Origin of the sequence: Agarivorans sp. Z349TD_8, from assembly GCF_050870825.2 — a bacterium.
Taxonomy (GTDB): domain Bacteria; phylum Pseudomonadota; class Gammaproteobacteria; order Enterobacterales; family Celerinatantimonadaceae; genus Agarivorans.
This window is the reverse complement of record NZ_CP194037.2, coordinates 4,314,831-4,328,339: the sequence shown is the minus strand read 5'-3', so window position 1 is coordinate 4,328,339 and position 13,509 is coordinate 4,314,831. Positions and strand designations below refer to the sequence as shown.

General features: G+C 46.2%; 15 protein-coding genes. 13 read left to right on the top strand and 2 right to left on the bottom strand.

All coding sequences use genetic code 11. The features are described from left to right. The first annotated feature begins 6 nt into the window (after positions 1 to 6). From ACRRS1_RS19470 to ACRRS1_RS19455, 4 genes are all read left to right on the top strand, one after another. Positions 7 to 1,074, top strand: coding sequence for a P1 family peptidase (locus ACRRS1_RS19470; protein ID WP_432460237.1), 1,068 nt, complete (start codon positions 7 to 9; stop codon positions 1,072 to 1,074). Then, a complete protein-coding gene (locus tag ACRRS1_RS19465) occupies positions 1,071 to 1,892 on the top strand; it encodes a M55 family metallopeptidase (protein ID WP_432455856.1) in 822 nt (273 codons plus the stop codon). Before ACRRS1_RS19470 ends, ACRRS1_RS19465 begins: the two co-directional genes overlap by 4 nt. Positions 1,893 to 1,926: 34 nt before the next feature. Next, positions 1,927 to 2,928: an isoaspartyl peptidase/L-asparaginase family protein gene (locus tag ACRRS1_RS19460; protein ID WP_432455857.1), complete on the top strand. Its 1,002-nt coding sequence runs from the start codon at positions 1,927 to 1,929 to the stop codon at positions 2,926 to 2,928. 152 nt (positions 2,929 to 3,080) lie between these two features. Further along, positions 3,081 to 3,995, top strand: a complete 915-nt coding sequence (locus ACRRS1_RS19455; protein ID WP_432455858.1) for a LysR family transcriptional regulator — start codon at positions 3,081 to 3,083, stop codon at positions 3,993 to 3,995. A gap of 266 nt (positions 3,996 to 4,261) precedes the next feature. Here ACRRS1_RS19455 and ACRRS1_RS19450 read toward each other — a convergent pair whose 3' ends face one another. Beyond that, positions 4,262 to 4,471 carry a hypothetical protein gene (locus ACRRS1_RS19450; RefSeq protein ID WP_432455859.1) on the bottom strand — a complete coding sequence of 70 codons (210 nt, stop codon included), beginning with the start codon at positions 4,469 to 4,471 and terminating at the stop codon, positions 4,262 to 4,264. Positions 4,472 to 4,636: 165 nt separating this feature from the next. Between ACRRS1_RS19450 and ACRRS1_RS19445 the strand changes: the two genes are divergently transcribed. From ACRRS1_RS19445 to ACRRS1_RS19405, 9 genes are all read left to right on the top strand, one after another. Further along, on the top strand, positions 4,637 to 5,440 hold the full coding sequence (locus tag ACRRS1_RS19445; RefSeq protein ID WP_432455860.1) for a helix-turn-helix transcriptional regulator: 804 nt from the start codon (positions 4,637 to 4,639) through the stop codon (positions 5,438 to 5,440). A 203-nt stretch (positions 5,441 to 5,643) separates the two neighbouring features. Further along, on the top strand, positions 5,644 to 6,714 hold the full coding sequence (locus ACRRS1_RS19440) for an ABC transporter ATP-binding protein (protein ID WP_432455861.1): 1,071 nt from the start codon (positions 5,644 to 5,646) through the stop codon (positions 6,712 to 6,714). Continuing rightward, positions 6,714 to 7,637: an ABC transporter permease gene (locus tag ACRRS1_RS19435; protein WP_432455862.1), complete on the top strand. Its 924-nt coding sequence runs from the start codon at positions 6,714 to 6,716 to the stop codon at positions 7,635 to 7,637. The genes ACRRS1_RS19440 and ACRRS1_RS19435 overlap by 1 nt, the downstream gene beginning before the upstream one ends. Then, positions 7,637 to 8,455 (top strand): ABC transporter permease, encoded by an 819-nt coding sequence (locus tag ACRRS1_RS19430; RefSeq protein ID WP_432456136.1) that lies wholly within the window; start codon positions 7,637 to 7,639, stop codon positions 8,453 to 8,455. The genes ACRRS1_RS19435 and ACRRS1_RS19430 overlap by 1 nt, the downstream gene beginning before the upstream one ends. A gap of 16 nt (positions 8,456 to 8,471) precedes the next feature. Next, positions 8,472 to 9,497 carry an extracellular solute-binding protein gene (locus tag ACRRS1_RS19425; protein ID WP_432455863.1) on the top strand — a complete coding sequence of 342 codons (1,026 nt, stop codon included), beginning with the start codon at positions 8,472 to 8,474 and terminating at the stop codon, positions 9,495 to 9,497. A 28-nt stretch (positions 9,498 to 9,525) separates the two neighbouring features. Further along, entirely contained in the window at positions 9,526 to 10,293 is a 768-nt protein-coding gene (locus ACRRS1_RS19420; protein ID WP_432455864.1) for a carbon-nitrogen hydrolase family protein, read from the top strand. Beyond that, positions 10,294 to 11,658 carry an aminotransferase class III-fold pyridoxal phosphate-dependent enzyme gene (locus ACRRS1_RS19415; RefSeq protein ID WP_432455865.1) on the top strand — a complete coding sequence of 455 codons (1,365 nt, stop codon included), beginning with the start codon at positions 10,294 to 10,296 and terminating at the stop codon, positions 11,656 to 11,658. Between the two features lie 179 nt (positions 11,659 to 11,837). Beyond that, positions 11,838 to 12,065, top strand: a complete 228-nt coding sequence (locus tag ACRRS1_RS19410; RefSeq protein ID WP_432468896.1) for a hypothetical protein — start codon at positions 11,838 to 11,840, stop codon at positions 12,063 to 12,065. A 39-nt stretch (positions 12,066 to 12,104) separates the two neighbouring features. Next, positions 12,105 to 12,671, top strand: a complete 567-nt coding sequence (locus ACRRS1_RS19405) for a hypothetical protein (protein WP_432468897.1) — start codon at positions 12,105 to 12,107, stop codon at positions 12,669 to 12,671. 56 nt (positions 12,672 to 12,727) lie between these two features. Here ACRRS1_RS19405 and ACRRS1_RS19400 read toward each other — a convergent pair whose 3' ends face one another. After that, on the bottom strand, positions 12,728 to 13,309 hold the full coding sequence (locus ACRRS1_RS19400; RefSeq protein WP_432468898.1) for an excalibur calcium-binding domain-containing protein: 582 nt from the start codon (positions 13,307 to 13,309) through the stop codon (positions 12,728 to 12,730). Positions 13,310 to 13,509: the final 200 nt, after the last annotated feature.

The window sequence follows — 13,509 nt, the reverse complement described above, 5'->3', positions numbered from 1 at the left end:
TGAATTATGGATCAATATCAAGCCCAACGAGTCGCACTATTGTTACAGCGTTGGCAAACGGAGCGGACCATCGGTCATCCGCGTTTACCCTGTGGCCAGTATAACCGCATCAGCGATGTGCCGGGGGTGAGTGTAGGGCATCAGACCCTGGCTCAAGCAGAGTTGCAAACCGGGGTGACGGCGATCGTCCCCAGTTCTGATAATCTATTTACCCATCCTTTGCCCTGTGGCGCGGCGGTATTGAATGGTTTTGCTAAACCAGCAGGTTTGACCCAAATAGAAGAGTTAGGTCAGTTACAAACCCCAATTTTGCTGGGGAATACTTTGGCGGTGGGGCGGATGTTTAGCGCTTTGGTGGCGCATTGTAAACGCGCCAATCCGCAATTAGGTCGCCAGCAAGCCACGGTGAATCCAGTGGTGCTCGAATGTAACGATGGTTTCTTAAACGATATTCAAAACATCGCGGTGAGTGAGGCATTTGCCGAGCAAGCGATTTACCAGGCCAGTGCCGAATTTGCGAGAGGTAGTGTGGGTGCAGGGCGAGGCATGAGCTGTTTCGGCCTGAAAGGTGGGATCGGCACCAGTTCGCGTCGACTTGAATCGCTGGCGGCCACTTTGGGGGTGTTGGTATTGGCCAATTTTGGTAGCTTATCCTCGCTGACCCTGGATGGGGTTGTGATGGGGGAGGCGATTGCCCCGCATTTACCCGATTTAGCGGCGCAACGCGACGCAGGTTCAATCATTATTATTATGGCGACCGATGCGCCGCTCAGTGCTCGCCAATTGAAGCGCGTGGCAAAACGAGCTGGAGCAGGTTTAGGTCGTTTAGGCAGTTATTGGGGGCATGGTTCCGGGGATATTGCATTGGCGTTTTCTACCGCCCATTCGCTTGGTGAATCGATCGCCGATCAAGAGCTGGAACAAATGTTGTGTGCTGCGGCAGATGCCACTGAGTTTGCCGTTTTAGACGCCCTCATGCAGGCCACTTCAGTCGTTGGATTTGAGGGGCATTTTCGCCCCGCACTGGCTCAGCTCTTAGATGAGCTAGCGGCGCAGTTTCAGGAGCAGTCATGAAAATTTTTATTTCAGCAGATATTGAAGGGATTGCCGGGGTGGTCAGCCCCGAGCAATGTAGTCCGGGTCATCGCGAGCATGAGTTGGCTCGGGCATTGATGGAGCAAGAAGTGAATGCGGCGATTGCTGGCGCATTTGACGGTGGGGCCAGCGAAGTGGTGGTGGCTGATAGTCACGCCAGTATGACAAATCTGCGGGCTGCCCAGATCGATGCTCGCGCTCGATTAGTGCAGAGTAAACCACGGCCACTCTCGATGGTTGACGGACTGGAACGGCATCACTATGATGGCGCTTTTTTCATTGGTTTTCATAGCGGCGCAGGTCAGGCTGGCGTATTGGCGCATACCATCAATGGTCGCGCTTTTTATCAGCTTAAGATCAACGGTGAAGCGATGGCTGAGGCCGATATCTATGCCGCTGCTGCGGCTGAGCATAATACACCGCTGTGGTTAGTGAGTGGCGATGATCAGCTACAAACATGGGTCCAACAGTATTATCCCACGGCCCATTACGCTTGCGTGAAACGGATGATTTCAAGTACCGCTGCGGACTCGTTGAGCCCGCAAACCGCCCAAGCCTTGATCCGTGAACAGGCTCGGTTAGCGGTTATCGAGGCTAATTCAAGTCAGACCTCACGGCTATCTGCTCCTTATTGTTTGGAGTTGGCGACTAGCAGACCGGTATTTGCCGATCTATTTAGTTTAGTTCCAGGAGTTAAAATGTTGGATGCGCGCACGGTGTCATTTACCAGTGATTCAATGGGCGAGCTAGTGAGCTTACTGAGTGCGTTTTCGTATATGGCAAGCAGCCAAAATTAGTTGAAGTAGAAATGACAAGGTTGAGGAAGACGGTATGACAACACCAGTGATTGTTATCCATGGTGGCGCAGGCGCTTTATCGCGTAACAGCATGAGCTCGCAAAAAGAGCAAACCTATCGGCAGTCGCTGGCGCAGATAGTAGCCGCCGGACAAGCCATACTCGCAGCGGGCTGTAGCGCGCTCGATGCAGTGACCGAAGCGGTGCGTTTACTGGAAGAAGATCCCTTATTTAATGCCGGTTACGGCTCGGTGTTTACCCATCAGCAAACCCATGAACTAGACGCTTGTGTGATGGATGGACGAAATCTGCAAGCCGGAGCGGTGTGTGGTGTGGCGCGTATTCGTCATCCTATTTTAGCCGCGAGGGCGGTGATGGAACACAGTCCTCACCTGCTGCTGAGCGCTCAAGGTGCAGAAGACTTCGCCGCTGCGCAAGGTCTGGCAATGGTCGACGAAAACTTTTTTTCTACAGATGAGCGCTTGCAACAGCTCATTCGAGTGCAAGCCAGCGATACATATCAAATCGCTTTAGATCATGATGGTCAGCGCCTCAGTGAGAGCCCTATTCGTGGTTTGGACGATCATGATGAGCCTTTAGACCCAGATAAGAAATACGGTACGGTGGGAGCCGTGGCGATTGATGCCAAGGGAAATCTCGCAGCGGCAACCTCCACTGGGGGCATGACCAATAAAATGCTTGGGCGGATCGGCGATTCACCAATCGTGGGGGCGGGGTGTTATGCAAACAATCAAACGGTGGCGGTTTCCAGTACCGGTACCGGAGAAGCATTTATGCGAGCTGTTGCCGCCTATGATGTGTCGGCCTTGATGGAATATGCGGATTTGTCTTTGGCTGAGGCAACGCAGCGAGTGGTGATGGATAAATTACTTAAACTGGATGGAAGTGGCGGGATGATCGCGGTTGATGCTGCTGGCAACATCGCCTTACCGTTTAATAGTGAGGGGATGTATCGTGGCTATGGTTATGTTGGTGGCTTACCGAAAGTAGGGATCTATGGCGATCCTGAAAGCTAGCTTATTTAAGGGCCTTGAATATCTCGAAGGCGGATATTCCGCCTTTAATCGCGTGTCGTATTAATAACAAAATCACGTTTTATCGGTCTAATTATTGCTTTAACAAACCATTGATTGTGAGTGGTATTCCCTGCCGTTGAGGGTAAAGCAATATGAGATTACGCCAAATTGAAATTTTTCAGGCTATTGTTCAGGCTGGAACTATTAGCGGGGCAGCCCGTTTACTTAATGTCTCTCAGCCCAATGTGAGTCGCATCTTGAATCATACCGAACAGCAATTGGGCTTCAGCTTGTTTGAGCGGCATGCCCAAGGGATGCGCATGACGGAAGAAGGGCAGATGTTGTTGCCCGAAATTGAACAGGTTTACGATAAGCTACAATCAATTTCTGAATTAGCACTGTCATTGCGCAAAAATAAGGTGCAGACGGTCAAAATTGGTGCAGCGCATGCTTTTGGTCAAATGGTGGTTGCACCCAGTATGGTTGCCTTTTGTAAGCAAGATCATGCGGTGCAGGTTAACTTAGTAACCGAGCATTTTGCCGCGCTCAGCCAATTGGTACTCTCGAAGGAATTAGATTTTGCGCTGGTATTTGGCCAGCATGTGGCACCGAAGCTGTTTGCTGAGCCCTTGTTTCAGTCGGTGATGGTTGCGGTATTGCCAGAGGAGATGCCTTCGCCTCCAGTGGTCAGTTTATCTTGGTTGTGTGAACATGACTTAATCATGATGCAACGTGATGACCCCTTAGGTCGAGTATTGCATCGTGCCCTCGATGATAAAAAACTTACCCCGCGTTCGGCACTACACGTGAAAACCTATTCGGTGATTGCTGACATGGTGTTATCAGGCGGAGGGGTTGGGATCGTGGATGTGTTCACTGCCCGCTGTTATGAACAAAAATTAAAGATTGTACCAATAGCGCAAGCCTTACCCTTTGAAGTGATGTTTCTTAGCCGTGTGGGGAGCCCGCAATCTCCCGCTACGCTTAAGTTGAAACAGCAACTCAAAATGCAGTGCCAATTGGTGGCACAGCAAGCCTTAGCTAGCGTATTAGAACTTGCCAGTTAAGGTTTTTCAATTTGCCAAGTGGAAATGACGCTTGGCTGGAAAGCGGCTTTCGTGTCATAGGCGTCACCGACTTACTTCGCTCAACTCATCATCCGTGAAGTGTTCCGGCAGGTCTTCTTGCAACGGTATTTACTGCTGGGCTTGTCGTATATTCTTGCGGGAAATCATTCAGCCACATCTATTGCAGTGATTTTTAATATAAGCGTGTGGTCACCAATGGCTGAGATCATATGGCGATGATGGTCAGCTTAATTGTATTCCTGAGTTTAAATCGTAAGGTCGTCACTTCCTTGGCTTCGTGCAATGGTTTGATTTACACCGAGAACTGCTTGGTAAGCTTTTTTGATGTTAGATTGAACCGCTTTCTGATTGCCAGAAGTACTATTGTGAGCGACAAGTTGAGCCAGTTCTTCGATGATGTTGTTGCGGCGTTTTCTACCGAACTGAGAATTTGACTCAATAGTGTTGGCAGCCATCGCTTGGCTCTATGATTAGGGCTAATCACATCAACTCTATGTTTGTTGCTGGTTACATAAGCTGTAAACTCGTTAAAAAGTCATAAAACATGCAATCTTGGGGGGATATAACTCCAGCATAGTATGCTTAAATAGTGGCGAAGGCATTTCAGGAGAAGACTAAATATGAGCAAGATATTTGGTGCCAAGCATGATAAAGCACTGGCTGACTTAGTCTGTTCTTTAGGTAGTGCTAGTTTTCCTGAGGCGCTGAGTCATTTTGTAGGTAAGTTGGTTAATTTTGACAACCTTATCATCATTGTATACCACAAGGACCATACTCCAGAAGAGCTCTACAGAGAGTCAAATAATCCACAAGTATACGAAAAAATGCAGACCCATTATTTAAGCGGTGCCTACATGTTGGATCCGTTTTATCATGTTGTATGCAGAGGTATTCAAACGGGTATCCATAATATTTTTGATCTTGCGCCAGATCAGTTTAAACATACTAGTTATTTCAGTGAATATTATAATCAAACCACTCTGATCGATGAATTTGCTTTACTTGCCCGACTTGGGCATGAATCGACTTTAACGGCTTGTTTTGGAAGGGATAAAGTACGAGGGATCCCGTATAGTAAAGTCGAGTTAAAGTATATAAAATCACTTGAAAACGTATTGTCTGCGCTATGTTCACAACATTGGAAAGGCTATCAGCCCAAAGAGGGTAAAAATGTTGTCTTACCTCCTGTCACCGAGCGTCTTCGCGATGCAATGACAAGCCAGTATCGCATCACACTTAGTCCTCGCCAAGCAGAAGTTGCCTTCTATATATTACAGGGGCATTCATCGTTATCCATCTCTCTCAACCTCAGTATCAGTAAAGAGACCGTGAAAGTATTTCGTAAACAACTGTACTCTAAATGCAAAATTAGTTCACAAGCGGAATTGTTTGCATTGTTAATGCCGGTTATTTCAACCCTTTAGACTCCAATATTCATGCCACTTGATGGTGAGTGGTGCTTGTTCCTTCGTTTGCTAGCCATATCCGTCAGTCCTTTCCTCATTGAGTTACCACTGTTTAATGTTTGCTCAATATGTTTCATAACCCTCTAGGGTTATATACCCCTAAATTCAGTTGCTATATCGTTAAAACATGAATCTAAGGGGTATCAAGGGGATAATTAACGATGGCACACAATGTATCGGTGGGGATTGATAATGTGGTTAAGCGCTATGGATCCTTCACTGCTTTACATGGCGTTTCTCTCGATATACGGGAAAACGAGTTCTTTACCCTGCTTGGACCATCCGGCTGCGGAAAAACAACTTTATTAAGGTGTATCGCTGGCTTCGAAGATGTCAGTGAGGGGAGCATTCGCCTGCATAATAAAGACCTTACTGGTTTGCAAGCGCATCAACGCCCGGTTAATACGGTTTTTCAACAATACGCTCTGTTTCCGCATATGACGGTAGAACAGAATGTGATGTTTGGTCTGTTGTGTAGTGGCTGGGATCGACGAGAGGCCGTTCGCCGAGCAGATGACATGTTGAAGCTGGTTCAACTGGCCGAATATGCCGATCGTAAACCTACCCAATTATCTGGTGGCCAACAGCAACGGGTCGCTTTGGCCCGTGCTCTGGCGCCTCGCCCTAAAATATTGCTTCTTGATGAACCTCTCTCGGCTCTCGATCTGAAGTTACGTCAGGCTGTGCGTGTTCAGCTCAAAGAGATCCAACGGGAAACTGGTATTGCTTTTGTGTTTGTGACTCATGATCAAGAAGAGGCATTAACGATGTCGGATCGCATTGCTGTGATGTCGAACGGACATGTTCAGCAGGTCGGAACACCAAAAGAGGTTTATGAAGTACCCGTTAATCGGTTTGTGGCTGATTTTATCGGTGAAACGAATCTTTTGGATGTTGAGGTGCAATCGGTTACCAATGGAACTGCACAGATCATCCTGCCTGGAGGGCATTCATTTTCTTGTCCTGCGGCTGCCAAAGTGGGTCAGGGGAGCGGACATTTATCTGTTAGGCCGGAGCGAATCAGCTTGTGTTCAGCAGAGCAAAGTGATTTACAAGGCGCGGTTACGGCTCAAATCTATCTGGGAACCGACACCCATGTGCAGCTAAAATTGATTGATGGCGAGGAGATGACCATTCGAATGCAAAACTCTGCAGCGTTGGCAATTCCTGCGGTTGGTCAATTGGTCGGCTTAAAGCTGGAGGCAGGTGCTGCAAGCCTGTTGATTGACTAATGGCTGCTGGTGCGTCTTTAGGCGCTAACCTCTCTTCAAATATATATAAAGGTAAGGCCTTACGCCTTATGCTTCCAAGCTGGGTGATGATCGGTATCTTTTTATTGATCCCAGTGATTTTAATCGGTGTTTACTCCTTTCTTACTAAAGAGTTTCGCGGTGGCGTGCTGTGGGATTTTTCCATCGCGTCCTATGACCAATTTTTCCTCGACCGAGGGTTGTTTGGTGATGAACCACCCACCATCGAATGGACCTATATCAATATCTTTTTCCGTTCGATACAACAGGCCGCGATAGCCACCTTTCTGTGTTTGATCATCGGCTTTCCTACCGCATGGTTTATCGCCACCCGTAACGAAAAGTCGAGACCGGTATGGCTGTTTCTAATCACCATTCCGTACTGGGTAAACTTGCTGATCCGCACCGTATCAATGAAGTTTCTGATTAGAGACAGCGGACCTTTGAACGAGTTTTTACTTTGGAGTGGGCTGATATCGGAGCCTTTGGGCTTAATCAACACCGATTTCGCAGTGCAGCTAGGACTATTTTATAGCTATCTGCCGTTTATGGTACTTCCGATTTACGCGTCTGTAGAGCGTTATGATTTCAGCTTATCCGAAGCCGCAGCAGATCTATATGCCGGTGCTTGGACCACATTGCGACTGATCATTCTCCCGGTCGTAAAACCGGGGATCATTGCAGGTTGCATCCTAGTATTTGTTCCATCTTTGGGGGCCTTTTTAGCACCGGACCTCTTGGGCGGCGCAAAAAACTTCATGATCGGCTCTCTCATTGAAGAGCAGTTCAAAGGTGCGGCAGGCAATTGGCCCTTTGGTGCAGCAATTTCGATAATTCTATTAACCATCGTGATGGTGGTTCTTATTATTTACGCCAGAAGTCAGTATAAACAGGAGCAGAAGTGATGAAAGGAATGACGGATTTAAAACGATTCGCAGGCTTTCGGGAAATCACCCTTGTTTGCCTAGTGATTCTTTATGCACCGCTGGTTATCGTTGCGATTTATTCGTTCAATGCATCCCCTTCCATAACCAATTGGGGAGGCGTGTCGTTGAATTGGTACCGGGAAGTTTTTACCGGCCCAGAAGCACCTAAATTCAAAATGGCGGCAATTAATTCAATTGTAATTGCTATCTGTGCTGCAAGTGTTGCAACCATGATTGCATTGGCCGCCGCCGTTGCCATGACAAGAGCAGGCAAATTTAGAGGCAAAATAGCCGGTTTTGCTTTGATTAACCTACCGCTGATGGTGCCAGAAGTCGTTACCGCAGTGGCTAGCTTGGTTTTCTTTTCAGCAATTGGCTTTAAAGGAGGCTTACTCACGATCCTTCTCGCTCATATTGTGTTTTGCATTCCTTTCGCTTATTTGCCTATTTCTGCCCGGATGCAGAGTATTCCTTCGATGTATGAACAGGCTGCAATGGATTTATACGCAACTCCCAAAGAGGCGTTCACTAAAATACTTTTGCCGATGATGATGCCCGGTATTTTGTCTGGATTTCTACTGGCCTTCATTATCTCTTTAGACGACTTTTTGATTACCAATTTTGTAAAAGGTGCGGGCGTAGAAACCCTGCCAACGGCCATTTTTGGCTCGGTTAAACAGGGAATTAAGCCAAATATTATGGCCATTTCCACACTCATGCTCGGCGTATCGGTGATTCTGGTTGCTCTGTCCTGGTTTATTGGACGCACAGGACCAGAAAAAACATCAAAATCTTAACAGGGAAGAAAGACTTATGAAAAAAACAACGATTGCATCTATGTTATTGCTGGCACTTTCTGCGAATGTGCAAGCAGCCGGAAAATTATCGATTTACCATTGGTTTGAGTATATTCCTCAGGAATTATTGGACAAGTTCTCAAAAGAATATGATGTCGAAGTAACGATGGACACCTTCGACAGCAATGAAGCCTTATTGGCCTCACTTAAAGCTGGGAAATTAGGCAGCTATGATGTCGCGGTACCAGGCGATTACATGGTTAAAATTATGCAAGGTGAAGGGATGCTCGACACCTTTAAACCAGAGGAATTGCCTAACTTTAGCAATATCGATAAGCAGTGGCTTGAGGTTTCTTTTGATCCCGGAAGGAAAAGCTCTATTCCTTATCAGTGGGGAACCACCTCATTTTCAGTGAATCGAGATGTTTACCAAGGCCCTATCGATTCAACGGCACTTATCTTTGAGCCACCCGAAGCACTGAAAGGCAAAATTAATGTTCTCGATACCGCAGGAGAAACCCTCACTCTTGCTTCCTTACACCTCGGTATTCCGCAATGTAGTACCGATAAATCCCAGTTAAAACAGTTAAGCCAGTTAGTCAACAAAGCCAAGAAAGACTGGGCATCTTTTGGTTCCGATGTGGCGAAAGATGTACTGGTTTCCGGTGATGCTGCGGTCGGTATGATCTGGTCTGGATTTTCCGCCAGAGCTAGAGCCGAAGGCGCAAACATTGAATATGCATTTCCCAAAGAAGGCTACATTGTCTGGATGGACAACGTCGTGCTGCTGAAAGATGCCCCGAATCGCGACAATGCGCTGAAGTTTATGAACTTCTTACTTGAGCCGGAAAACGCGGCCGCTGTGACAAATTATGCGCAATATTCTTCTGGAGTAAAAGGGACCACGCCTTATCTCTCTGATGCGGTGAAAAACTCACCCGAATCTAACCCGCCGAAAGGCTCTAAAGGGGTGTTTATCCAAGTCTGCGATCAAAAAGTACAAGAGATGTACGACGCTATCTGGACTCGTTTAAAGAAATAAATAATTAAAAGTAATAAGGGAATCAACCATGAGAATTGGTCTTTGTCAGAGTTTACCTATCAACGGCGATATCGAAAAAGGATTTTCGACTGTAGAAAATTGTCTTTCAGTCGCCGCCAAAGGCGGAGCCGAGATGCTTGTATTCCCTGAGCTTTATTTCCCCGGTTACAACCAGCCTGACTTACATCGACCGTTGGCACAAACGGTCGATGGCATCTGGATCGAAACATTGTCTGAACTGACCCAAAAATATAGTTGTGGTCTGACTCTGGGTTGGGCCGAAGCCAGCGGAAATAAGGTTTATAACTCAGCCAGTTGTTTCGACCAAAAAGGGAAAATTCTGGCTCATTATCGAAAAATTCAGCTGTTTGGCGAAATGGAAAAGCAAAGCTTTACCGCAGGAGAGGCTTATCAAACTTTTGACTGGAACGGACAAAAAGTTGCATTGCTGATTTGTTACGACATTGAGTTTCCACAGCATTGCCGGGCTTTAGCTGAGCAAGGCGTTACGCTTATTTTAGTTCCGACAGCAAACCCGATGGGATTCGAACACGTGTCCCGAACCTTGGTTCCAGCCAGAGCGGCAGAAATGGGACTCACCATCGTTTATGCAAATTACTGCGGAATCGAGCAGGGACTGCAGTACGCAGGCCTGTCTTTGATTGTTGGCTCAGATTCACAGCCGATAGCGATGGCCGGATCGACCGAGACTCTGTTTATCACCGATCTCAGCCCAATTAAAGCTGCGATGAATGCCAACTCGACACAGCTTGAAGATTACCTAGAGGTTATATAAATGACAATTAATCTACCGACAGACAGAAAGGCAGTTCTGGCTGCAGATGAACACTTGATCCAGTCTTTTGCCGATCTAAATAGCTTAAAAGACCAAGACTCGTTGACGGTGATTACTGAGGCAGAAGGGTATTACGTTAAAGAAAGTGACGGAAACCAGCTCATCGACGGAATCGGCGGCTTGTGGTGTGTGAATGTTGGGCACAAGCGTAAAGAAATTATCGATGCGATTAGCGAGCAGCTTAATACCCTGGATTACTACTCGACTTTCTACAATTTTACCCACCCGACAGCCGCAAAATTAGCCGCGAAAGTTGCCGAACTTGCCCCCGGTCATCTTAACCATGTGTATTTCGCCAACTCAGGTTCTGTTGCCAATGATTCCGCTATTCGGATGCTGCATCACTACAATAATCGCCTCGGTCGCCCGAACAAGAAAAAAGTACTCAGTCGCATCGGTGCCTATCATGGGTCTACGCACCTATCAATGGCGATGACCACGCCCGCTTACAGTAAGGGCTGGGACAGTGCTTCGGAGTTAGTTCATCATATTAAATGCCCGCATTTTTGGAAGGAAGGCGGTGACATGACTGAAGCCGAATTCCTTGACAGCTTGATCACCGATCTTAAAGTGAATATTCACGACATCGGCGCCGAAAATATAGCAGCATTTATTGCGGAGCCGATTATGGGGGCGGGGGGGGTGATCACCGCGCCAGACGGTTATCATGTGCGTATGGCAGAAGTATGTGCAGCAAACGATATTAAATATATTTCCGATGAAGTGGTGACCGCCTTTGGTCGACTGGGTCACTTTTTCGCATCTAAGGATGTGTTTGGTATTACGCCAGACATCATTACCACCGCAAAAGGTTTAACGTCTGGTTACCAGCCCTTGTCGGCGACGATTATTTCCGATGAAATTCATGAGGTGATTTCTCGGCCAGGCGAGACCTTTTTACACGGTATGACATATTCCGGTCATCCTGCAGCCGCTGCGGCCGGATTGGCAAACATCGCACTGATGGAGCAGCAACGGATCCCAGAGCAAGTTCGAGTAACAGGCAAGCTATTTGAGCATTCACTAAAAGAATTAGCGAGCCTTGAACTGGTCGGCGAAGTTCGTGGTAGCCACTTCATGATTGGCATCGAATTTATTAAAGATAAAGCGAATAAAACGCCATTTGCAGAGCAGGAGATGGTGGGAATGAAAGTAGCGCAGGCGGCCCAGAAGCGCGGTCTTATCGCCCGTCCTCTGGGCAATTGTCTGATCCTCTCGCCACCGCTAATTCTTGATGAGAAGATCATTGCTAGCATTTATGACATCTTGCGAGAAAGCATCATTGAAGTGAGTTCTAGCATATAGATGGGGGCTAATAAATTGCAGGGCATCATAGGGTGCCCTGCTATGTTAACCATATAGAGGTATATCCAATCGTTTTGCTGCCAACTCACAAGATAAAGCAAAACTAAATCGTCAGACACATTTAAATTGATTGGGAGGTGTGCTACTGATAGGGTTGACAATTATTTTGTGGAGGCCTTATGAATAAGAGACGTTACTGTCATTTGCAGGGCTTTGAGCCTAGCGATAGAACGCTACGATACATCGAGCAGATGAACGATACCGTTGAGATGGCGAGTTTGTTGGATAAGCTCATTAGCATCGTACCGTTTTTTCAGATATTTGCAGGTCGAGGCACCTATAAAACGGCAGAGTTGAGCTCTACGGGTTATCAAATTACAACTGGGAGTTGTACGCCAACGCTTTAAAAAGTATTCCCGAAATAAAACGGAAAAAGCTAGAAGACATTGCAGGCACCGCATCTATTTACACTCACGGTAAAGAAAGGCGTTTTTGGGAGTGCGTATACAATGCTCTATAGGCTTATATTATTAACAATGTGCTTAACTCTTACGTTTTCAGCGGCTGCTACCTCTGCGTCTTTGCTTACAAGCAATGAAGATCTAGCAAAAGATTTGGAGCTTAAGTACCAAGCCTTAAATGCTAAAACTGAGATTTGCAGAGAAGGCCGTAGAAGCCAGATAGAAGTAGATAAGCTAACCAGCAAATGGTTTGCAGACTTACCATCAGAAAGTAAAAAGGTCGTACTACTCATTGCCAGCCACGAAGCGATGGAGCGTTGTACTCAAGTGCAGGTCGATGGATACTCCCTTTCACTCGTTGAATATGCGGCTCAAACTGAAGATAAAAAGCAACTCGAAGAGTGGCTACAAATAAAACAGAATTTTAAACCCGAAGAGCTAGCGAATGATATTGATGCGCTTAATTCTGAAGAGTTAATCGCTTTTCTAAAAGAGCCTCAGCTTAACAAACCTTTTGACTTACTTGCGATTATTAAACAGCTCAATCTATAGCTCTGCTGCTCATTATGAAAGCACTAGGCAAATAGATTTTATCCTTAATCTCAATTCTAGAAAGAAGTACAGTGCTGTCGCTCGCACGGCACCCCATCGCCATCACCGTCCATTTTAGTATTAGGGCAGTTTGCTAAGTAAAATTTGGCTTCCTCGCATGAATTCATTTGGCTGCAATGTGTTTTTCCTTCGCAGCTAAAGTTGCTACTGGTAGAAAAGCTTGAAGAGTTCTCAAATGCAGAACTTTCTATATTGGGGAGAAGTGATGGGCTCTCAGTAGTCGAGTATTGAGGAGCAAATGTTTGATACAGAAAAATCGCACCTATAACCGCAAGAGCAGGGATCAATATTGTCAATACACTTGGCTTTTTATTGCGATCTATTTTCCTTTGCTGTGAATGGTTATAAGGCTTATTGGAGCTTGTGGGGGGAAGCCCTTGAATACTGCAGTTGTAGGCTTTGGTTTTTCCATTGGGTTGATGTTCTATTTGAAACTGAATCGTATCGCCGACACGCGGTTTTCTGGGCATTAATTTTAAAGATGATATATGGATAAACACATCTTTGGGTTCACCAGTTACGGATATGAAACCAAATCCTTTGATGTTATCCCATTTTTTCAGTACGCCTTTTTCCATATTTACCCCGCATCCTAAGAGCAATAATACATTCTATATAGATACTTAAGTTAATTATCATGATTTGTATCAACTTGCTTCACTCTTGTTGTTTATTTTCATATTGTTAGCATATCTAATTGAGTCTCAAGTAAACAGTTGCGTCTGTTGAAGTATGCTAAGGATTGCCAAATGACACAAAAAATATCCACTTCTGCTTT